Consider the following 21,003-nt stretch of genomic DNA (forward strand, 5'->3'; position numbering starts at 1 on the left):
GAGAATTATCGCTACAGGATGTCGGCAAGGATAAGAATTCCGAGGAAAATGAGGACACCGGGGAAAAGGATCGCCTCGAGACGTTCGAGGAGCTCTCCCACACCAGCGCGGTCGGTGATGAGCTTCGCGAGTGTCAGCAAGACGCCAGCCAGCAAGAGGAAAACTACTACGTAGACCCCGATTTGCCACGGTTCAGAAATCGCGAAGACCGGAATATAAACCCCAATTTCGTCCCCTCCGTTTGCAATAGTGACCGCCGCGACGGACAAGATACTCAGGGGTTTGCCGGCAAGTTTCTCCGCGTCATCGTCGTCCTCGCCCGTGCCGTCGGCAGCCCGGCGAGCCGGAACGCGCTCGCGAATTTCATCGAATCCGGCTTTCAGGCCAATCAACAAAGGCAATAACCCGAGCCAACGCAAATGCTCCTCGGGAATGATGAAACCCGAGGTAATCCCGAGGACAGCCGTCACTGCCAAAATGGATCCGAAACCAAGGTACTGTCCGGCAAAAATCCGCGCGGTAGAACCGGAGCGCCCCCGCCCGCGCACAAACCACAAGGTTAAGAGGACAAGATGATCAATGTTTGTTGCCAAAAACAACACGATGGCCTGTGAAAGGGTTATTACGAAAGCTGTCCCCATGAGACTGATTATTCCTTAGAGGTGAGTTGCTGGCATTTAATAATAGGGCAAAATGCTGGGGTGGAGCGCCGCATTCAATCACTCCACCCCAACACTAGCAGTGAGCCAAAAATCAGAGAAAACCGGCTCTTATACCTGATAGTGTCCAATCAGCTTCGTAAAGGCCTCAATTCCCTTCGCCAGGAAATCACGAGTGCCGGCCTTCATCTTCCCGCTCTCGTCGTAGGCCTTGTCGATGAAGCTCAAGTAGATTTCCGGCTGGGCTACTACGGGGGAATTCACGAATACCAAGGTCTGGCGCAGATGGTGGTTAGACCCGAAACCGCCCATTGATCCCGTCGAAGCGGAAGCAATCAGAGAGGGTTTTCCGGCGAAAACCGCGTCCTGCATCGGCTTGGAGGCCACGTCAATGGCGTTCTTCAAAACGCCCGGTACTCCTCGATTGTATTCGGGGGTAGTCCAAATGAAGGCGTCAACTCCGGCCACCGCCTTACGGAAGTCCTGAACCACCTCGGGAACGGAACCTGACTGGTCCCAATCCTCGTTGTAGAGCGGGAGATTGCCAATCTCAAAGAATTCCGTTTCATATCCTTCGGGGAGCAAGCTCACCAGTTCATTGGCAACTTTACGGTTCCAAGAATCTTTCCGCAGGCTGCCTACAAAGACACCAATCTTCGTCATGTTTATCCTTTCTGGGATGGTATATTTCGTTTCCTTTTGTTGAAATTGAGTTGAAGTTTAGTCAAAAATGAAGGCGTTTTCGATCACAGCGCGGTCGAAGCCGAGCTCCTTGGCGGCGCGCACCACGAAGCCCTCGTGGTTCTTCGCGACGGCTTCCTTATAGGCATCCATGTGCTTGTTGCCGACCTCGTGCAAAACGCCGCGCACCTCGTCTTCGGACTTACCGGTTTCTTTGGCGATATTGGCCTTAGCGGCAGGCCAATCATCCTTCAAATCATCGGCAAACTTGGAGATCGACTCGACGGGAACCCCGAGGGTAGAGGCCACCTCAGCAAAGAAAGTCTCGCGAACTTCATTTACCGCGCCGTCTCCCGCTGCGTGAGCCTCTACGCCAGCCTTGTGTAAACCGGGAACCAGTTCTTCCGCAGACTTTCCGGTTTGTTCCACCAGGTTAGCGAGCAAACGATCGTGCATTTCCTGAGTTTTCATGAGTCTTTCCTTTCTGAGATGTTTTGTCTAAAAGACAGTTTCATTAAACGCACGACTTTTGTGAGTTCGCAAGAGAAAACTTGAAATCCGGTAACTTTTCAGCACTCAGCGAAATAAAGTTTCAGACGGGAATATTTTTGAAGGCATAATAAGAGATATGAAAGCAATCATGACGGTAACCGGAATTGACCACACGGGAATTATCGCCGCAGTGGCAAATGGGCTGGCAGATCGAGGCGTGAATATCACGAATGTGTCCCAGACTTTGATGGATGAGTATTTCACGATGATTATGCAACTCGAGTTTGACGAGGCCACAGTGTCTTTGAACGACGTTCAAGAAGCGATGACTCCGGTGGAGGAATCCCAGGGGCTTGTCATTAAAGTCCAGGCAGAAGAGCTGTTTAACGCTATGCATAAACTGTAGTTCGGTGCGCGCCGGTCCGGTTTTGCGCTGTTTATGCCGGTTTGCGGGGCGCCCGTTTTCCCTGTTTTAGTTTCGCCAATCCGCCCCGCGTCAACAAGTGCTATCGAGTAAAGAGGTAACCAATAATGAGTCTTGATACCGAGGGAGAAATCCTCGAAACCATCCGCATGATTGCCGAGGACAATCTCGACGTTCGTACCGTGACGATGGGTTTGTCCCTGCTGGACTGCGCCGATTCTCGCGTGGAGGTGGCCTGCGAGCGGGTGGAGGAGCGTCTCGTGACGGCGGCGTCTCGGCTTGTCGAGGTGGCCGATGAAGTCGCGGGAGAGTTCGGGGTTCCGGTCATCAACAAGCGAATTTCCGTGACGCCGATTTCCTTGGTGGCGGCGGCAAGTCATACCGGCAATCCCTTGCCTTTCGCGAAGGCCTTGGACCTGGCCGGAAAAACCGTCGGGGTGGATTTTGTTGGCGGATACTCCGCGCTGGTTGAAGCCGGCGCGACCAGTTCCGACCAGGCTCTGATTGACTCGATTCCCGAGGCTTTGGCCTCCACAGATATTGTCTGTTCCTCGGTCAACATCGGCTCGAGCCGGACCGGCATCAACATGTCGGCTGCGGCTCGCATGGGGGAACAGGTGGTGGCAACGGCTCAGGCCACGGCCGCGGATGACGGAATCGGGGCGGCGAAACTTGTGGTTTTCGCCAACGCGGTGGGGGACAACCCGTTTATGGCCGGGGCATTCCACGGGGTGAGTCAACCGGATGCGGTGATTTCGGTCGGGATTTCCGGACCGGGTGTGGTGGAACGCGCCTTGCGTGGAGTGCGCGGACGGCCCTTTGATGAATGCGCCGAGGTCATCAAGAAGTCGGCCTTCAAGATTACCCGTATGGGACAGTTGGTGGGCAAAACCGTCGCCGAGCGGCTCGGGGTCAGATTTGGGATTGTGGATTTGTCTCTCGCTCCGACCTCTACTGTGGGGGATTCGGTCGCGGCCATCTTGGAAGAGATGGGGATCGAGTCAGTGGGGGCACCGGGGACAACCGCGGCTCTCGCCTTGTTGAATGATGCCGTAAAGAAAGGCGGGCTGATGGCGTGCTCTATGGTCGGGGGCTTGTCGGGGTCGTTCATTCCGGTTTCCGAAGACATCAACATGATTCACGGAGTAGAGCGCGGCTCGATTAGCCTCGCGAAACTCGAGGCGATGACAGCGATTTGCTCGGTTGGCCTCGACATGATTGCGATTCCGGGAGACACCCCCGCCGCGACCATCACCGGGCTGATTGCTGACGAGGCGGCTATCGGGATTGCCGGCGGGAAAACTACGGCAGTAAGGGTGATTCCGGTTCCCGGCAAGGGCGTGGGCGAGGTGGCAGATTTTGGGGGGCTGCTCGGCTGGGCTCCGATTATGCAGGTCTCGCCGTTTTCTTCCGCCGATTTTGCGGCCCGTGGCGGTCGCATCCCCGCCCCGATTCACTCCTTCAAAAACTAGCTCCCGCAGGGAGGAATCGGTGGGTCGGGCCATTCTGGTTCCACTTCGTTACGCCACCGCGACGAAGGTCGAGCGCAATGCCGAGATTGCTCGAGCATTGCCGAGGCCAAGGAAGCGGTGCGCAACTTTGCGAAGCAAAGTTGCAAGCAGAGAGGTCTGACCCCGTGGCTCCGCCTGACCCCGTGGCTCCGCTTCTACCAGGACTGTTCCAGTGGGGCGCCTTCGCGATAGCCGGCGGCCGACTGAATCCCCACCACAGCGCGTTCCTGGAATTCCGGAATAGTTCCTGCTCCGGCATAGGTGAAAGCCGAACGCACTCCGGATATGATTTCATCAATCAAATCCTCGACACTGGGACGCTCCGGATCCAAGAACATCTTGGCCCGGGAAATCCCTTCCTCGAAAAGCTCCTTGCGGGCTCGGTCAAAAGCGTCGTCCCCCTCGGTGCGCTGTTGCACCGCGCGCTTCGAAGCCATCCCGAAAGACTCCTTGAAAGGCCGTCCCTTGCCGTCATATTGCAGGTCACCGGGGGACTCGAAAGTGCCCGCGAACCAGGACCCAATCATGACATTCGAGGCCCCCGCGGCCAGAGCCAAGGCCACGTCGCGCGGATGGCGCACCCCGCCGTCAGCCCAGACTGAGGCACCGAGCTCGCGGGCGGCCGCGGCGCATTCGAGAGCCGCGGAAAACTGCGGGCGACCCACTCCGGTCTGCATCCGGGTCGTACACATTGCGCCGGGTCCGACCCCGACCTTCACGATGGAGGCTCCGGCTTCCACCAAATCCCGCACTCCCGCGGCGGAAACCACATTCCCGGCCACAATCGGGAAATCTGCGGGAAGGGCAGAACGCACCTCGCTTATCGCCGCCAACATACCGTCTTGATGACCGTGGGCGGTGTCCATCACAATAATGTCCACCCCGGCCTCCACGAGTTGTTGGGCTTTGACAGATGGGTGGTCATGCATCGCGAGAGCCGCCCCAATCCGCAAGCGCCCGCCGGAATCTACTGCGGGCTCGTAAATCGCGGAGCGAACGGCTCCTTTGCGGGTCAACACGCCCAGCAAGTGCCCCTGACCATCCACGACGGGAGCGAGCCGATGGTTGGCGTCTTTCAAAATATGGAAGCCCTGGCGAAGTTCGGTTCCCTCCCGGATGAGCAACAAATCAGAACTCATCACCTCGCGAACCTGGGTGTAGCGGTCCACTCCCTGGAGATCGGATTTCTGGACCAGCCCCAGGGGCTTATCGGTGTCAGGATCAAAAACCACCGCCGCGCCGTGCGCCCGCTTCGGAAGCAAATCCAGAGCATACCCGCAGGTGTGATGCGGTTTCACCGTGACGGGAGTCTCGTAGATGAGATGGCTTTCCTTCACGGCGGCGACCGTCTCGGTGACGACATCGACCGGAATGTCTTGGGGAATAATCGCCATTCCGCCACGACGCGCCACGGTTTCGGCCATGCGTTTTCCCGAGACTGCGGTCATATTCGCGACCACAATCGGAATCGTGGTCCCCGAGCCGTCGCTGGTTTTGAGGTCCACGCTGGTCCGCGAGCCGATATTGGAGCGGGACGGCACCATGAACACGTCGTCATAGGTGAGGTCATAGGTCGGTTGGAGATCGTTCAAAAAGCGCATAGTTCTATGTTATCGAGTCGGAGGCTACTCGGGAGATTGGACGTAACTCAGGAAAATTTGGCCATTGCTGCCACTATTGCCACTCAGTGCCGAAAATTCACGAGTTACAGGGGACACTCCCGATATGCGACCGCGAAAATCCCTGAAGTTGGTGCCCGGGAAGTCAGCTTTCAGCCTCGACGGAAGGCAACCGAATAATCTGAGTGTCCTTGTCAAACAGGGTTTGAAATCCAAAATACAGTGATCCGAAGCAGGCGCAGGTCACGACGGTCGTAATCGCAATCATGATGGCGATCTGGTAAAAAATCGCCGTCATCGGCAGCGCCCCGGCAAGAATCTGGCCGGTCATCATCCCCGGGAGGAACACAATCCCCATCCCAATCATGGAGTTAATCGTTGGCACCATCGCGGTTTCCAGGGACTGCTTCACGAAAGGAAACAGGATTTCTCGCGGCCCCGCCCCAAAACACAGCAGCGCATTAATCCGCTTCGTCTGGCCGGCAGTGACGTCCTGGAAAGTCTTCAAACCCAAGGTCACCCCGGTCATGGAGTTCCCGACCACCATGCCGTAAAGCGGGATGGCGTACTGCGGATTCAACACGTTTTCGCGCACCACGAGGGCGATGAAGAACACGATGATGAAGATGCTCGAGACGCTCATGGAAGCGGCAATCACCAGGTGAAAGCGGCGGTTCAAGTTCGGGTTGCGTTTCCAGACGGTGTAAATCGCGAAGCCCAGCATCGCCAGGAGGTAAAGCACGGTGAAGGCGGGATGGGGGTACTGGAAGATATAGGTCAGCAAAATGCCCGCCAAAATGAGCTGCACCGTCATTTTGATGCTCGCGACTAAAAGCACCTTCGCCTTGTCAATCCGGAAGGCTTTCATGACCGCGATGACGATAATCAACAGGACATATATCAGTGAAAACTGCAGGGCCTGCCACCCGAGGCTGGTGGTGGTTTCAAGACTCACGGGAAGCCTCCTTTCCCGCGATTTTCTACCGCCCCGTCAACCGTGCAGTGTAGTCGGAAAATTCGGAAACCAAGGCTTCGCTGTGGCTGATGCAGATGACGGTGGTTCCGTTCGTGGCCGCGTGGGTTTTGAGGTTTTCGAGAAGTGTTTTAGAGGTCGATTCATCAAGGGCTGCGGTGAGCTCATCAAGGAGCAAAACCTCGGGGCCGGTCGAGAGAAAAAACGCGAGAAACACCCGCTGGGACTCCCCTCCAGAAAGTGTCGCGGTTTCGTCTTCGGGGGAGAAATCCGCCTGGCACAAGTCCAGAGCCGCGCGCATCGCGTCCGCATCTGGACAAGCCTCGCGGCGCGAACGATAGAACAGTCGAAAGTTCTCCGCGATGGTTCCCTCTTTCAGGTAAACCTCTTGCGGAACCAGCAAGACCCGGCGGCGATAATCCAGGACCTCGAAGCTCGAAATCGGCTCCTCTCCGAGGAAGATTTCTCCGGAGGAAGGCTGCGCGGTGCGGTTCAACAAGCGCAGATACGTGCTTTTGCCGCTCCCGCTGGGCCCCGCCAAGAACGAGAATTTCCCGCTCGGGAAGCGCATCTCGGGATACTCAAGAAATCCCTGAAAAGCCAAATCTCCCGTAGACCTAATTTCACTCATCTCCACCCCCTTCTCTTCGCTCATCCTATCCGAATTCTTTTCCCGTCTTATCTGCTTCGCCTGTCCCTCTCGGCTCGCTTGTCACTTCAGGCTTGCGTCCCATTCAGTTTGGCACATCGTCGTTGTGATTGTTCGGGCTTGCGTCGCGTTTACTTCCGGTTTGTGGGTTTCGGAGCTGCCTACGCGAACGTCCCTCACGCGCGACGCAAGCCCGAACCGGCAGAAGAAACGACCCAAGTGCGATGCGACTGAGAAACGTACCGAGCGCTCCGCGACCAAAAGACGAGTCCGCGACGCAAGCCCGACCGGAACGGAGACACTGAAAACGTGGCGAGAGGGACGCGACCGCGACGCAAGGTGGGGGCTAGGGCGTCGGCGCGAGGAGAGGGGCTAGGATTGCGGGGCGGGGCCGGTGGAGGCGCGGGGGATGAATTCGATGGGGACGCGCATGAGCTTGCGTTCCCGAATGGAGCGATGCGTGACCTGCCAGATGAGGGACTCCGCCCCGCGGCGACCGATCGCGGTGGAGGCTGAAGTCATGGAGGACAGTTCCGGTGAGATAAGGGTTGCCAAAGTCGAGTTATCGATTCCGACGACCGACACGTCTTCGGGGATGCGAACCTGGTGAGCGCGGGCTTCTCGCAAGAAACCGGCCGCAATCAGGTCGTTGAAGGCCAAAACCGCAGTGGTTTTTCCGGTGTCTTTCCAAGTCCCGAAAGCGGAGACTCCGGCCGAATAGTCGGGGGTGGCGTAATCTGTCCGCCACAGGTTCAACCCAAATTTCGGGGCGTATTCCGAGGCCACTCGCCAGCGAATCGCGTTTGCCCAAGACATTTCCGGGCCGGAAATATACATGACCCCGTGGTGCCCTAAATCCCGCAGGTAGCGAAACACCTGGGCAATCCCGCGTTCGGTTTCCGGAATGACGCAGGTGTGACCCTTCATGTAGCGGTTCAACAAAACTAAAGGCCGCTGTTTCTCGAGCTTGTTGATAGAAGCCGCATCCAGGCGAGACGCCGCCAGCGCTACCCCGTCAACCCGAGACACGACTTGCTGAATCGTGCGCTGTTCCAAAGAACCCGATTCTTCCGTGTTGATGATGAGGGTCGTGTAACCGGCGGCCTGGGCCGCTTGCTGGAATCCGGCGGCGACATCGGCATACATGGGGTTCGCCAAGTCTGCCACCGCGAAAACCAGCGTGTTGGAAAGGTGGGTTTCTTCGCTGTAGGTCGCCCCGACCCGCGAATATCCCAGACGCTCTGCCGCGGCAAAAATCCGCGCAGCCGTGTCGGCACTGACTCGGTCGGGCCGAGACAAGGCCCGAGAGACGGTGGAGGCGGCCACCCCAACATCTTTAGCGAGGTCATAAATTGTTACTGGCTTGCGGTGTGCCATGAGCCCCTCCCGTCTCTCGTTGCCGGAATTGCAATCTCTACTATCTGTCACCGGATTCGCTTAGAACCCCAGTTCCTCGCGCATTCTCAACCAACGTTCCCGAACCGCATAGGCCGCGGGCTTCGGGTTGCGGTCGCGGGTGAACATGCCCTTCTTGTTGCCACCAACGCGCATAATCCCGGGGACCGTCGAGAAGTCCGCAAAGTTCCACATCTGTTCCCCGATGACTTCCGGATAAGAGTCAAAAACTTTGTGGAACATCGCGAGCATATCAATCTGATATTCCTGGGACCAGGGGCGACGGTAGAGGTCGGCGTTGCCGTTCATCGTGTCCGGGCCGTATTCCGTGAAGATAATCGGCTTGCCAGGATAGTTCTTCAACCAGCCGTCAATCTCGGTCCGAAGTGCGGCTTCGGCGTCAGCAAGGTTGCCGGTCTGGACATACCAGCCGTTGTAACGATTCAACATAATCACATCGAAGAGATCTGTGATTTTTTCGTTGTCCGGAGTAGCCAGCATCACGTTGACATAGCCCACCGGACGGGTCGGGTCGGCTTTACGGGCGGCTTCAGCAAGGGGAGCGAAGTATTCGCGAGACTCTTCAGTAAATGACTCCGGTTCATTAGCAATCGACCAAATCACGACGCAGGGGTGGTTCTTGTCCCGCGCAATGAGCTTCTCAATCTCGCGCCGGTGCGCCGCCTGGGTGCGCTCGTTACAGGTCTCGGGAGAGAAGGTCTTCAACTTGTTTTCTGCCGTGGCAATCCCGCCGCCAATTCCGACGTTCAAGCCCACCGCGGAGGTTTCATCAATCACTACGAAGCCTTCACGGTCCGCGTAGTCCATGACTTCTTCGGCGTAGGGATAGTGGGAAGTGCGGAAAGAGTTCGCGCCCTGCCACTTCATCAACTCGAAGTCGTGGATCATCATGACATTGTCGTGGGCCTTGCCGCGAACAATATTGTCTTCGTGGCGTCCGTAGCCGCGGAAATAGAAGGGTTTGCCGTTAATCAGCAACTCTGTTCCGCGCACCTCGACCGTCCGGATTCCAACGGTTTGGGGATAAACGTCCTCGCCCGCGTGAATCTCCAGAGTGTAGAGGTAGCCATCTCCCGGAGCCCAGAAATGCGCGTTCGGGACGCTAAGGCGCCCCTTCGCTCCGCTGGCCTCCGCAACTTGCTGACCGCTAGCGTCGAGCAAGCGCACGCTCACATCCGCGCCGCCGGCCACCACGACTTCGTAGTTCACGATTCCAGTCGTGCCCTCAATCTCCGTCACGACCGTCACATTCTCAACGTGGTCAGCGGGACGAGTGTAGAGTTTCACGGAACGATGGATGCCGGCATAGTTGTAAAAGTCGTGGTAGTAGAACTGGCGCTCGCGTCCAGTCGAGTCCTTTTTCATGTAGCCTGGGGGGATAGTTTCCCAGCTCAGGCGGTTGTCGACGCAAACGGTCAGGCGGAAAGTCTCGCCTTCTGAGCCGGACACGTCAGTAATGTCGACCTCGAAAGGCAGGTAGCCGCCTTCGTGACGGGTAACCTCGGTATCGTTTACCCACACAATCGCGGAGTGGGTCGCGGAACCGAACCGCAACACCAGACGATCCTCGCCGAGACCGCGGGGAACGCGCGCCTCGCGCTGGTACCACAGATATCCGACGTGGTCGCGGGCTTCCGTGCAGGTCACAACGTCATTGAAGGATGCTGGCACGGCCATAGTCTGAGAATCGGGTAAAGGCCCAGTAAACCAGCGGTCATTAATACCGCTGTTCTGGTCATCAACCTTAAAGTCCCACACGCCGTCGAGGACAAAGACGTTGCGGGAGGATGTTTCGCGAACTGTTAGCATATTGGCTCCTTGCTGAGTTATCGATTTCATTAACGGCCTGCGGGGCCGAGGGGGAGGGGCAACCTTGCCCGATTACTCCAATGCAACCAGAAAACCGACTCCGCGCGGCGAAGTTGCCAAAAGTTGCCGCTACTTTTTGCAAAGAATCCTGTCATAACCTGATGACACCAGTTCTCGCTCTTCCCCTTGGCAATTAATGGCAACTTGCGCTGGTGGCACCGCGAGCGTGTGAAGATATATCCAACTTCACCGGAAGGCAGCGAAGCTAACCGGCCCCTAAAATCAACGTAAAGGAACCTCAATGGCGAATACAACTCCCTCCCCCGCACCCGCGCCGGTCAAGCGCCCCTTCGGGTTGCGCGACAAAATCGGCTACATGTTTGGTGACTTCGGCAACGACTTCACCTTCCTCCTGCAGTCAATGTTCTTCATGCTGTTCTATACCAACGTGGTGGGGATTAATCCCGCGCATGTAGGTACCCTGCTCTTGGCGGCACGTATCGTTGATGGCTTCACCGACGTGGGTATGGGCATCATTGTGGATAAACTGCCGGTCAAATCTGGCAAGGACAAATTTCGCCGTTGGATTAAGTACATCATGATTCCCGTGGCAGTGGCCTCCTCCCTGATGTATATGTCCTTCGTCGCGGACTTCGGCTCCTACACCGCGAAACTGGTGTGGATGTGTGCGACCTACTTCCTGTGGGGCTCCATTTGCTACACAGCAATCAACATTCCCTACGGTTCCATGGCTTCGGTTATTTCCGCCAGCCCCGACGACCGTTCTCAGCTTTCCGTCTTCCGTTCCACCGGGGGTGCCTTGGCGCAGATGTTCATCATGGCGGTTATGCCCATGATTGTCTACAGCAAAAACGAGGCCGGTCAGGCTATTCTCGATGGTTCCAAAATGACTTTGGGTGCGGTTTTCTGCTCCGTTGCTGCAGTTATTTGCTACCTGGTCTGCTACTTTAACGTGCAGGAGCGTGTCCACGAGGGCGATAACCCTGCCGATAAAAAGCAAGAAGAGAAGCATTCCATTGGGGAAATGCTGAAGGCGGTCTTGACTAACCGGGCTCTCGGCGGTTTGATTGCGGCGGCCTTGCTCTTGCTGTTGAGCAGCCTGTTCCTCCTGGGTATGGTTGGCTATATTTTCCTGAGCTACTTCAACGATGGCAAGCTGCAAACTGCAGGGGCGCTCGCCGGTTTGGTTCCTCCACTAATCCTGATTGTGTTGGCTCCAATCATGGCTAAAAAGTGGGGCAAAGCCGAGGTCGCAACCGTGGCCATGCTTTCCGCCGGTGCGGTGTTCATAATCGCCTGGGTGCTCCACATTAAAATCGCTTGGCTGTGGATTGTTTTCTACGCCGTAGGATCTTTCTGTATTGCTATCTTTAACTACCTTGTCTGGGCTTTCATTACTGACGTAATCGACTACCAAGAAGTCGTTTCAGGGTATCGAGATGATGCCACAGTTTACTCGGTGTACTCCTGGGCTCGTAAACTTGGCCAGGCTTTGGCCGGTGGCCTCACCGGGTGGACACTGGACTGGATTGGGTACGACTCTGATGCGGCTAAAGCCGGAGCAGCGCAGCTCCCGGAGGTGCTTGACAAGCTCTATATGCTGGCTAATCTGCTTCCCGGAGTGGGCTTTGTCCTCGTCGGTTTGGCGCTGTGGTTCCTCTATCCTTTGAAGAAGAAGATTGTGCAGGTCAATGTGGTGGAACTCGAGTCGCGTCGAGCCCAGGTGGCAGCGCAGCAAACTCCGGTTTCCGCTTCCGGTAATGCCACGACAGACCAGGCGAACCAGCAAATTCCCGACAGTGCACCTGACAACCAGAGCAACGGGAAGAATGTTTAGAAAGAATTAGGAAAGGAAAACAACATGATCGATTTGGGAGCGAAACCCTATAACCTCGATGCTGCCGACCAGAAATGGGTACGTGACACCATTGCCGGAATGACCCTGGACGAAAAAGTTGGCCAGCTCTTCGTCAATATGGGCGCGTCTCGAACCGAGGAATATTTGACCGAGGTTTTGAACAAGTACCATATCGGCGCGGTCCGCTACAACCCGGGAAAGGCCGCGGAGGTGTGGGACCAAAACTACATCCTGCAGACGAAATCGAAGATTCCTTTGCTGATTGCGGCAAACACGGAAGCCGGCGGAAACGGCGCCTGCACCGACGGAACCTATGTCGGTTTTGAGGTGAAAATCGGCGCAGCTCCCGGTGAGCTCGGGGAAAAATATGCCTACGAGATGGGGCGGGTTTCCGGCGTGGAGGCAGCGGCAATTGGCTGTAACTGGTCGTTTGCCCCGATCGTGGACATTATGCGCAACTGGCGCAACCCGATTCTGTCCAACCGTGCCTTCGCCGATGACCCGGATCGGGTCTTGGCGCTCTCAAGGGCCTATATGCGCGGGATTATGGAATCAGGCATTATGCCCGCCGCCAAGCATTTCCCGGGAGACGGGATTGATGAACGTGACCAGCATCTCTCCGCCTCCGTGAACTCGCTCACCTGCGAGGAATGGGACGCGACTTTCGGGAAGGTCTATTCCGGGCTCATCGAAGACGGGCTGCCTTCCATCATGATCGGCCACATCATGCAGCCGGCCTACCAGAAGAAATTCAACCCGGGAATGACTGATGATGATCTCTTGCCGGCCACCTTGTCGAAGGAACTCGTCGGAGATCTCTTGCGAGGCCAACTCGGCTTCAACGGGGTCGTGGTGACCGATGCCTCCCACATGGTGGGCTTGACCGGCGCCATGAATCGGCGAGACATCCTCCCGACCGCGATTGCCGCCGGCGTGGACTTGTTCCTCTTCTTCAACGACCCGGACGAGGACTTCGCCTGGATGAAGGCCGCGGTCGAAGATGGGCGTATCAGCGCCGAGCGGCTCCAAGATGCGCTCGAGAGAATTCTCGGCTTGAAGGCACGGCTGGGCTTACATAAGACGCCACGCGAGGAGATTTTGCCTTCGAAGGAAGAGGCTATGGGGCGGATTGGTTTGCCGGAAAACCTCGCGGTGGCGAGCGCGCTCACCAATGATGCCATCACCTTGGTGAAGAACAAGCAGCCGAAAAACCTCCCGATTTCCCCCGAGAAGTGCCGCCGGATTCTGGTGGTTAGCGTCTCGGGTCCGCAAAACCCCATCTCAAGGGCTTTCGGCGGGGGCGGTGAGGCGAAACATCCCGCCGATAGGGTCGCGGAGCTACTGCGGGAACGCGGTTACGAGGTGGATCGTCACGAGTCGCTGTTGGATAAGCTCTCTAAAATGTCTCCCGAGGAACAAGCCGAGGCCGTCAAGAACGTCTATGCCGGTAAGGCTCCGATTTCGAACCTCACCGACAACTATGACCTCGTCTTGTTGATCTCCAAGATCGACGGGATGATGCAACCCACGGAGCGCGTCATGTGGCCGGCCACCAAGGGCACGGTGGATATTCCCTGGTATGTCTTTGAACTCCCGACGATTTATGTTTCCACCGCGACACCTTATGCGCTCGTGGACGTCCCGCAGGTGAAGACCTATATCAACACCTACGACGACAAACCCGACACCTTGGAGTCTCTCGTGGACAAACTCGAGGGCAAGAGCGAGTTCAAGGGTTTATCGCCGGTGGATGCGTTCTGTGGCAAGATCGACACCCGGATTTGAGGTCAGTTATGGAAGAACTACGCGAGAAACTTCGGGGTTTTACGCCCACTAAAGAGTTCTTTATCGGGGTGGATTCGGATGGTTGTGCCATTGACCAGATGAACATTAAACACTTCGAGTGCTTCACTCCGGCCTATATCAAGGCTTTTGACCTCCAGGCGATTTCGACGTTGGTCCGAGAAACCGCAATCTTCATGAACCTGTTTTCGAAGTATCGCGGGATCAACCGCTGGTCGGGGTTGGATTTGCTCTTTGACCTCTTGAAACAACGCCCAGAAGTCTTGGCCTCCGAGATAAAGCTCCCCGAGGGGCGGGATCTCCACGCCTTCGTGACTTCCGGGTTGCCGCTTAGTGAAGCCGGCTTGAAGCAATTAATGGCTGACCATCCTTCCGCGGAACTTGAGAGGGCTTTACAGTGGGGCGAGACGGTCAACGAGCTCGTGGCCTGGATGGTGCATAACTGTGCGCCTTTCCCCGGGGTTCCCGCGGCCCTGTCCGCGGCCCAGGAACGCGCCGATGTCATGGTCGTTTCGGCAGCCTCCTTGGCGATGCTCCATCACGAGTGGGCCGAGCACGACCTCGAGCAGTATGTCTCGGTCATTGCTGGTCAAGAGATGGGAACCAAAGCCGAACAGTTGGAGTTGGCCGCGGTCGGGAAATACGACCCGGACAAGATTCTCCTCCTCGGGGATGCGCCTGGGGACGGCAAGGCGGCCTTTTCCCACGACGTGCTGTGGTTCCCGATTCGACCCGGCGAAGAAGCCGCGTCTTGGCAAGAATTCCGCGAAGTCGGCTTGCCGCGTTTCTTGGAGGGGAGCTTCCGCGGGGAATACCAAGACGGCTTGGTTGAGGCTTACAACAAGTTGCTGCCGGAGACGCCGCCGTGGCAGACCGTGTAAGGCGTTCGCCGCGCGTCACTGCGTGTCGTCGTGGTGTCGTGCGGCGTCGTGGTGTCGTGCGGCAAACGTCGGGCAGACAGCAAGCCTGGCAACAAAAGGCAACTTTTGGCAACTTTCCCGCTCGAGGTGACTCCTGCGAAACAATAAAACCAAGCCCTTGGGAATGAGTTTTCATTCCCCGAAAACGAAGGAAAACAATGGAGTTAAACTTAAAAGGCCTCGAAGAACTGGGAAGTGTTGAAAACCTGCGTCTCCCCGCATTTGCTGTTGCCACCATGCAGGCCGAGGGTCGGGAGAATCCGCGGTGGATACACGTAGGGCCGGGAAACCTGTTTCGCGCCTACGTGGCTCGCGTGGCGGATGACCTGATTGCCCGCGGGGAGCACTGGCCGATTGTTGCCGTCGCCCCGCGCGACCCCGGCGATATGGATGTCCAGCTCGGCGACCACGACTTGATGAGCCTCAAGGTGACCTTGAATCCGGACGGAACTCGCGAAGAACGGGTCGTGGCGGGGATTAGTGAGGCCCTCGCGGTGGCTCGCGAGGCGGACTATCGCCGGCTGGTGGAAGTCGCCCGCAACCCGGGCGTGGCCTTGATGAGTTTCACCATTACGGAAAAGGGCTATGTCATCACGGATTCCGCCGGCGACCTGCAGCCGGAAGTCACGTCGGGCTTGGTGGAAGCCCCGGGAAGTCAGGAAGCTGCCGCGGCTCACGCGATGCTGCTCACCGCGGGTCTGCTGTGGGAGCGGTTTAACGCGGTTCGTGACTCTGGTAAGCCCGCGCCCCTGACCCTCTTGAGCTTCGATAATTTCTCTCACAACGGGGATAAGCTGCGCGAATCGGTGTTGACGATTGTCAGCAAGTGGCTTGAGCAAGGCGCGGTTCCCCGGGAATTTGCCGACTGGGTAGGGGATGAAGGCAATGTGGCTTTCCCGATTACGGTGATTGACAAGATTACCCCGCGCCCGAGCCCCGCCGTGGCTGCTGACCTCGCGGCCCGCGGATTTACCGACATGGAAGTGACCACCCCCAGGCGCACTCCGCTGGCTGGGTTTGTGAACACGGAGCCGACCGAATACCTGATTATTGAAGACAAATTCGCCGGCGAGAGACCCGCCTGGGAGGGACTCGGGGTGGACGTGGTCGCGCGGGAGACTTGCGATGACTTTGAAAACATGAAGGTAACTACCTGTTTGAACCCGCTGCATACGGCTCTCGCGGTTGCGGGCTGCTTGCTCCACTTCCCGACAATTGACTCCGAGATGCGCGACCCCGCGCTCGCGGCTTTGGTTCGTGAACTTGGTGAGCGTGAGGCCATGCCGGTCGTGGTTGACCCCGGGATTGTGAAGCCCGAGGAATTCTTGCAAGAAGTTTTGGAGGTGCGCTTCCCGAACCGCTATCTTCCCGACGACCCGGCGCGGATCGCGATGGACACCTCTCAAAAGCTCCCGATTCGTTTCGGCGTGACTTTGAAGAAATACCGAGAGCGCGGGCTTGACCTTGGCGCGCTCCACGCAATCCCCTTCGTTTTCGCGCTGTGGTTGCGCTACTTGACCGGCCTTGACGACAACGGCGCGCCCCTGGAGATTTCTTCCGACCCGCTCGGCCCGGAGCTCCAAGCCCACTTCCAGGGAGTCGCCCTTGGTGAAAACGATGACGCAGAAGCGCGCCTCGCGCCGCTTTTGGCCCGCGAAGACATTTTCGGGATTGACTTGACCGAAACGCCGCTCGCAGCCAAGGTCACAGATTTTTATAAAGAAATGATGTCCGCCCCCGGCGCAATCCGCGCCACTGTCGACAAGGAGTTCCACAAATGAAAATGACGTTCCGCTGGTACGGGGAGGGTTACGACCCGATTCCGCTCGAATATATCCGCCAGATTCCCGAGATGACCGGGATCATGGGGGTGCTTTCCGGCAAGGCCGCCGGGGAAGTCTGGGAAGAAGACGAGATTCGTGACCTTGTGAGTGGGGTCAACGATGCCGGTCTCGAGTGCGAAGTCATCGAGTCGGTCAATGTTCATGAAGACATTAAACTCGGCCTGCCCACTCGTGATGGCTATATCGATGCCTACAATAAGAGCCTCGAGAACCTAGCGAAGTTCGGGGTAAAGGTCGTTGTCTACAACTTCATGCCGGTTTTCGATTGGCTTCGCACCGAGCTCTCCCACGTCACCGAGGACGGTTCGAACTGCCTGTATTATGACCACGCCCAGATTGAGGGCATGACCCCGCGGGATATTGTGGAGATTACCGCCAAGGAATCCGGCGGGTTGACCCTTCCCGGCTGGGAGCCCGAACGCCTCGCGCACCTTGATGAGGTGATGAAACTTTACCAAGACGTTGACCATGACAAGATGCGCGACAACTACCAGTACTTCCTCGAGGGCATCATTCCGACCGCCGAAAAGGTTGGCATCAAGATGGCTTGCCACCCCGACGATCCGGCCTGGGATCTCTTCGGGTTGCCGCGCATCTACAAGTCGCGCGACGATATGGACAAGATTGCCGGTCTCTATGACTCGGAGTTCAACGGTTTTTGTATCTGTGCCGGGTCTTTGGGCTCCAATCCGGACAATGACGTTCCCGCAATCTTCCGCGAGTTTGGGAAACGCGGCTTGATGAACGCCGCCCACGTCCGCAACGTGAAATACCTTGGTCCCAAGAAGTTCCACGAGGCTCCGCACCCGTCTTCCACTGGCTCCCTTGATATGTACGCCATTATGGAGGCCATCTACGAAACCAACCCTGACGTTTACATTCGCCCCGACCACGGGCGCATGATCTGGGGTGAAACCGGTCGTCCGGGATACCCGCTCTACGACCGTGCGTTGGGAGCCGTCTACCTGAGCGGCCTGTGGGAAGCCATCGTGAAATCCCACCAAGAGGCCTAGAAGACCTTGCGTCCATTTATTAGACCGTCAAGAAAGAAGGAAAAATGCATATTCCGAGCGCCATGCCCTTGCTCAAAGAAAACCCGATCGTTCCCGTGGTCGTGTTGGATCGCGTGGAAGACGCAGTTCCGACCGCCCGCGCTTTGCTCGCCGGAGGAATCAAGTCCGCGGAGGTGACCCTGCGAACCGAGGCGGCCCTGGGCTGTATCGGCGCTATTGCCCGTGAAGTTCCTGAAATCACGGTTGGTGCGGGGACGGTCATTAATCGGGAACAGGCCGAGGCCGCGGTTGCCGAAGGCGCGAAGTTCCTGGTTTCCCCCGGAACTTCCAAGAAGATTGCCAAAGCCGCCGACAAAGCGCAAGTGCCCCTCCTGCCAGGGATTGCGAATCCCACGGACATTATGGAAGTCCTGTCTTGGGGCTGGGGTCTCGAAGTCGTGAAGTTCTTCCCCGCGGTGCCTCTGGGTGGCTTACCGGTCGTGAAGGCCTTTGCGGGACCCTTCCCCCAGGTGAAGTTCATGCCGACCGGAGGGATTAATCTGGATAACCTCGCCGAGTGGCTCTCCGCGCCGATGATTCCAGCGGTGGGCGGGTCTTGGATGGTGTCCGGCAAGTTGGTTGCCGAAGGAAACTTTGATGAAATTACGCGCTTGTCGCGAGAAGCCATGGAGAAAGTAAAGGAGATTAGACAATGAGTAAAGTTCCCAGTGAACTAAAGGTTCGCCCCGCCGAGGAATGCCGCTATGACGTGGTGTCTCTCGGGGAGGTCATGCTGCGACTTGACCCCGGCGAGGGGCGGATTCGCACCGCCCGGGCATTCAAGGCCTCCGAAGGTGGGGGCGAATATAACGTGGCTCGCGGGTCGCGCCGCGCCTTTGGGCGCCGCGCCGCCATCGTCACCGCGCTGGTTCGTGATGAAGTCGGGCTCTTGATTGAGGACTGTATCTTGCAAGGCGGCGTGGATACTTCCTTGATTAAGTGGGTGGACTCCGACGGGGTCGGGCGCTCGGTTCGTAACGGGCTCAACTTCACCGAACGCGGCTTCGGGGTTCGCGGGGCGGTTGGTTGTAACGACCGCGGCAACACGGCCGTGTCCCAGATGCGGCCCGAAGACGTGGATTGGGAGCATCTCTTCGGAGATCTCGGGGTGCGCTGGCTGCACACGGGCGGAATCTTCACGGCTTTGTCTGCAAACACTGCCGCCGTGGCTCGCGCGGCAATGCAAGCCGCTAAACGTCACGGGACGATTGTGTCCTACGACCTCAACTACCGTCCGTCCTTGTGGAAAGCCATTGGTGGTCAGGCTAAATGCCAAGAAGTTAACCGTGACTTGGCACAGTACGTTGACGTGATGATCGGAAACGAAGAAGACTTCACGGCTTCTCTCGGTTTCGAGATTGAGGGTGCCAACGAGAATCTTGATAATCTGGAAGTCGAGTCTTTCCGCAAGATGATTGAAACTGCCTCCCAGAAATTCCCGAACTTCCAGTGCATCGGGACGACCATGCGCCAGGTTCGCACCGCCACGGTCAACGACTGGGGCGCGGTCGCTTGGGATCGTCAGCAAGGGTTTGTGCAAGCCACCCAGCGCGATGGCCTCGAGATTCTCGACCGCGTCGGCGGGGGAGACTCCTTCGCTTCGGGGCTCATTTACGGGCTCATGGAGTTTGGGGACATCTCGCGCGCGGTCGAATATGGCGCCGCCCACGGCGCGCTCGCTATGACCACACCCGGCGACACCTCGATGGCGTCGCTGGCCGAAATCGAGCGTCTCGTCGGCGGCGGATCCGCTCGCGTGCAGCGCTAAGGTTGGTGAAAATCATGAATGAGCCCTTGACACTGGATCCGGATCGGCTGTTTCCGGCAGACCCGCAGACGCGCGAAGTGGCACAGGAACTGTACGCGACGGTGAAGGACCTGCCGATTATTTCGCCGCACGGGCATGTCAGCCCCGATTTGCTGCTGGATAATGCGGCTTTCCAGGACGCCACCGACCTGTTCTTGCGCTACGACCACTATGTGTTCCGGATGTTGAACGCGGCCGGCATTGACCTGGAGCGGATCGGGGTCGGCAAGGTGCCGACAACCGACCCGCGCGGGGCGTGGCGGATTTTCTGCGAGAACTGGCATTTGCTTGACGGAACCGCCTCGGGCTACTGGCTCACCCACGAGTTCGTGACCCTGTTCGGGCTGGATGTGATGCCGAGCGCGGAGACTGCCGATGAGATCTATGACCGCATTGCGGCGCGGCTTGCGGAGCCGGACTTTCGTCCCCGCGAGCTGTTTAACTCCTTCCCGATTGCCTTCATGGCCACCACGGATGACCCGCTGGATTCACTGGACTCGCACGCGAAGCTGGCCGAGTTGACAGTTAGCGGAGCCATCAAGGGGCGGGTCGCGCCGACCTTCCGGCCCGATGCCTACGTGAATGCGCGGAAGCCCGAGTTCGTGGAGAAAGTCACGGCTTTGACTGCTTCGGTCGGGGCGGCTCCGGATGATTTCCGAGGCTATCTCGAGGCCATGCGAGCCTCGCGGGCACGCTTTGTGGAACGCGGTGCGGTTTCAGCCGACTTCGGGGTTTCCCACCCGCGCAGCCTGGATTTGAACGATGAGGAAATGTCGGCGCTGTATCGAGCCTGCGTGGGCGGGGATCCGAGTCCGGAAGAAGCCGATGCCTTTGAGTCCGGAATGCTGACGCGGTTTGCGGGGATGAGTATTGATGACGGTCTCGTCATGACGGTTCATCCCGGAGTGTTCCGCAACCACTCCACGGCGGCCTTTGACCGTTTCGGGCCAGACACCGGTCACGACATTCCGGTGGCCACCGAGTTTACCCGGGCACTGCGGCCCTTGCTGGAGAAATACGGAAACGATAAACGCCTTCATCTGGTGCTCTTCACTTTGGATGAGACCGTATACTCCCGAGAGATTGCGCCGCTGGCCGGGTTCTATCCGGCAGTCTACATCGGAGCCCCGTGGTGGTTTATTGACGCGCCGGACTCGATTCTGCGCTTCCATGCGGCGACTTCCGAGGTTGCGGGATTCTCGCGACTATCTGGGTTCATTGATGACACCCGGGCCTTCTTGTCGATTCCGGCGCGCCACGACATGAACCGGCGCTTGGACGCGGCTTTCCTGGCTCGCTACGTGCGGGAAGGACGCCTATCCCTGTCGAGCGCGCGCCACTGGATTCACCGGCTCACCGATGAACAACCGCGGGAAATTTTCCGCCTTGGCTAAAGCAATTTAGTCAATAATTTCATATTCAGTTTGGAGATACGCCGCAAAGATGCGGCGTCACACTAAGGCGG

18 protein-coding genes are annotated in these 21,003 nt (G+C 57.7%); 10 read left to right on the forward strand and 8 right to left on the reverse strand.

Annotation, left to right across the window (positions count from 1 at the left end; all coding sequences use genetic code 11):
- Positions 1-11: 11 nt before the first annotated feature.
- The 3 genes from FYJ63_RS04120 to FYJ63_RS04130 form a co-directional block, all read right to left on the reverse strand.
- Positions 12-641, reverse strand: coding sequence for a cadmium resistance transporter (locus tag FYJ63_RS04120; protein ID WP_154544069.1), 630 nt, complete (start codon positions 639-641; stop codon positions 12-14).
- A gap of 129 nt (positions 642-770) precedes the next feature.
- Positions 771-1,322: an NADPH-dependent FMN reductase gene (locus FYJ63_RS04125; protein ID WP_154544071.1), complete on the reverse strand. Its 552-nt coding sequence runs from the start codon at positions 1,320-1,322 to the stop codon at positions 771-773.
- A gap of 57 nt (positions 1,323-1,379) precedes the next feature.
- Entirely contained in the window at positions 1,380-1,811 is a 432-nt protein-coding gene (locus FYJ63_RS04130; RefSeq protein ID WP_154544073.1) for a hypothetical protein, read from the reverse strand.
- Between the two features lie 157 nt (positions 1,812-1,968).
- Here FYJ63_RS04130 and FYJ63_RS04135 point away from each other — a divergent pair, with 157 nt between their 5' ends.
- Together FYJ63_RS04135 and FYJ63_RS04140 are read left to right on the forward strand one after the other, a co-directional pair.
- Positions 1,969-2,238, forward strand: a complete 270-nt coding sequence (locus FYJ63_RS04135) for an ACT domain-containing protein (RefSeq protein ID WP_154544075.1) — start codon at positions 1,969-1,971, stop codon at positions 2,236-2,238.
- Between the two features lie 125 nt (positions 2,239-2,363).
- Positions 2,364-3,728, forward strand: coding sequence for a PFL family protein (locus FYJ63_RS04140; protein WP_154544076.1), 1,365 nt, complete (start codon positions 2,364-2,366; stop codon positions 3,726-3,728).
- A gap of 194 nt (positions 3,729-3,922) precedes the next feature.
- On the opposite strand, the gene FYJ63_RS04145 is transcribed toward FYJ63_RS04140, so the two are convergent.
- The 5 genes from FYJ63_RS04145 to uidA form a co-directional block, all read right to left on the reverse strand.
- Entirely contained in the window at positions 3,923-5,368 is a 1,446-nt protein-coding gene (locus FYJ63_RS04145; protein ID WP_154544078.1) for a GuaB1 family IMP dehydrogenase-related protein, read from the reverse strand.
- 163 nt (positions 5,369-5,531) lie between these two features.
- On the reverse strand, positions 5,532-6,341 hold the full coding sequence (locus FYJ63_RS04150; protein ID WP_277027795.1) for an ABC transporter permease: 810 nt from the start codon (positions 6,339-6,341) through the stop codon (positions 5,532-5,534).
- Positions 6,342-6,366: 25 nt separating this feature from the next.
- The gene (locus FYJ63_RS04155) at positions 6,367-7,014 is read right to left on the reverse strand and encodes an ABC transporter ATP-binding protein (protein WP_154544080.1); all 648 of its coding nucleotides are present in this window, start codon (positions 7,012-7,014) and stop codon (positions 6,367-6,369) included.
- Positions 7,015-7,380: 366 nt separating this feature from the next.
- Positions 7,381-8,436 carry a LacI family DNA-binding transcriptional regulator gene (locus FYJ63_RS04160; protein ID WP_338106818.1) on the reverse strand — a complete coding sequence of 352 codons (1,056 nt, stop codon included), beginning with the start codon at positions 8,434-8,436 and terminating at the stop codon, positions 7,381-7,383.
- Between the two features lie 9 nt (positions 8,437-8,445).
- Entirely contained in the window at positions 8,446-10,233 is a 1,788-nt protein-coding gene (gene uidA, locus FYJ63_RS04165) for a beta-glucuronidase (protein WP_154544084.1), read from the reverse strand.
- 301 nt (positions 10,234-10,534) lie between these two features.
- On the opposite strand from uidA, the gene FYJ63_RS04170 reads away from it, so the two are divergent.
- The 8 genes from FYJ63_RS04170 to uxaC all read left to right on the forward strand — a co-directional run bounded on the left by FYJ63_RS04170 (position 10,535) and on the right by uxaC (position 20,932).
- Positions 10,535-12,091 (forward strand): MFS transporter, encoded by a 1,557-nt coding sequence (locus FYJ63_RS04170; RefSeq protein WP_154544086.1) that lies wholly within the window; start codon positions 10,535-10,537, stop codon positions 12,089-12,091.
- A gap of 24 nt (positions 12,092-12,115) precedes the next feature.
- The gene (locus tag FYJ63_RS04175; RefSeq protein ID WP_154544088.1) at positions 12,116-13,897 is read left to right on the forward strand and encodes a glycoside hydrolase family 3 protein; all 1,782 of its coding nucleotides are present in this window, start codon (positions 12,116-12,118) and stop codon (positions 13,895-13,897) included.
- 8 nt (positions 13,898-13,905) lie between these two features.
- A complete protein-coding gene (locus FYJ63_RS04180) occupies positions 13,906-14,796 on the forward strand; it encodes an HAD family hydrolase (RefSeq protein ID WP_154544090.1) in 891 nt (296 codons plus the stop codon).
- Between the two features lie 197 nt (positions 14,797-14,993).
- Positions 14,994-16,616, forward strand: coding sequence for a mannitol dehydrogenase family protein (locus FYJ63_RS04185; RefSeq protein WP_154544092.1), 1,623 nt, complete (start codon positions 14,994-14,996; stop codon positions 16,614-16,616).
- The gene (locus FYJ63_RS04190; RefSeq protein ID WP_154544094.1) at positions 16,613-17,692 is read left to right on the forward strand and encodes a mannonate dehydratase; all 1,080 of its coding nucleotides are present in this window, start codon (positions 16,613-16,615) and stop codon (positions 17,690-17,692) included. Before FYJ63_RS04185 ends, FYJ63_RS04190 begins: the two co-directional genes overlap by 4 nt.
- 44 nt (positions 17,693-17,736) lie before the next feature.
- Positions 17,737-18,387: a bifunctional 4-hydroxy-2-oxoglutarate aldolase/2-dehydro-3-deoxy-phosphogluconate aldolase gene (eda, locus tag FYJ63_RS04195; RefSeq protein ID WP_154544096.1), complete on the forward strand. Its 651-nt coding sequence runs from the start codon at positions 17,737-17,739 to the stop codon at positions 18,385-18,387.
- Complete coding sequence (locus FYJ63_RS04200) at positions 18,384-19,499, forward strand: sugar kinase (protein WP_154544098.1); 1,116 nt, start codon at positions 18,384-18,386, stop codon at positions 19,497-19,499. The genes eda and FYJ63_RS04200 overlap by 4 nt, the downstream gene beginning before the upstream one ends.
- Before the next feature lie 14 nt (positions 19,500-19,513).
- Positions 19,514-20,932 carry a glucuronate isomerase gene (uxaC, locus tag FYJ63_RS04205; protein WP_154544258.1) on the forward strand — a complete coding sequence of 473 codons (1,419 nt, stop codon included), beginning with the start codon at positions 19,514-19,516 and terminating at the stop codon, positions 20,930-20,932.
- Positions 20,933-21,003 lie beyond the last annotated feature (71 nt).

Source organism: Mobiluncus porci (assembly GCF_009695935.1).
GTDB classification, from domain to species: domain Bacteria; phylum Actinomycetota; class Actinomycetes; order Actinomycetales; family Actinomycetaceae; genus Mobiluncus; species Mobiluncus porci.

Coding starts and splice junctions, on each gene's coding strand:
- FYJ63_RS04120 (WP_154544069.1), bottom strand. CDS start 641: ATGGGGACAGCTTTCGTAATAACCCTTTCACAGGCCATCGTGTTGTTT.
- FYJ63_RS04125 (WP_154544071.1), bottom strand. CDS start 1,322: ATGACGAAGATTGGTGTCTTTGTAGGCAGCCTGCGGAAAGATTCTTGG.
- FYJ63_RS04130 (WP_154544073.1), bottom strand. CDS start 1,811: ATGAAAACTCAGGAAATGCACGATCGTTTGCTCGCTAACCTGGTGGAA.
- FYJ63_RS04135 (WP_154544075.1), top strand. CDS start 1,969: ATGAAAGCAATCATGACGGTAACCGGAATTGACCACACGGGAATTATC.
- FYJ63_RS04140 (WP_154544076.1), top strand. CDS start 2,364: ATGAGTCTTGATACCGAGGGAGAAATCCTCGAAACCATCCGCATGATT.
- FYJ63_RS04145 (WP_154544078.1), bottom strand. CDS start 5,368: ATGCGCTTTTTGAACGATCTCCAACCGACCTATGACCTCACCTATGAC.
- FYJ63_RS04155 (WP_154544080.1), bottom strand. CDS start 7,014: ATGAGCGAAGAGAAGGGGGTGGAGATGAGTGAAATTAGGTCTACGGGA.
- uidA (WP_154544084.1), bottom strand. CDS start 10,233: ATGCTAACAGTTCGCGAAACATCCTCCCGCAACGTCTTTGTCCTCGAC.
- FYJ63_RS04170 (WP_154544086.1), top strand. CDS start 10,535: ATGGCGAATACAACTCCCTCCCCCGCACCCGCGCCGGTCAAGCGCCCC.
- FYJ63_RS04175 (WP_154544088.1), top strand. CDS start 12,116: ATGATCGATTTGGGAGCGAAACCCTATAACCTCGATGCTGCCGACCAG.
- FYJ63_RS04180 (WP_154544090.1), top strand. CDS start 13,906: ATGGAAGAACTACGCGAGAAACTTCGGGGTTTTACGCCCACTAAAGAG.
- FYJ63_RS04185 (WP_154544092.1), top strand. CDS start 14,994: ATGGAGTTAAACTTAAAAGGCCTCGAAGAACTGGGAAGTGTTGAAAAC.
- FYJ63_RS04190 (WP_154544094.1), top strand. CDS start 16,613: ATGAAAATGACGTTCCGCTGGTACGGGGAGGGTTACGACCCGATTCCG.
- eda (WP_154544096.1), top strand. CDS start 17,737: ATGCATATTCCGAGCGCCATGCCCTTGCTCAAAGAAAACCCGATCGTT.
- FYJ63_RS04200 (WP_154544098.1), top strand. CDS start 18,384: ATGAGTAAAGTTCCCAGTGAACTAAAGGTTCGCCCCGCCGAGGAATGC.
- uxaC (WP_154544258.1), top strand. CDS start 19,514: ATGAATGAGCCCTTGACACTGGATCCGGATCGGCTGTTTCCGGCAGAC.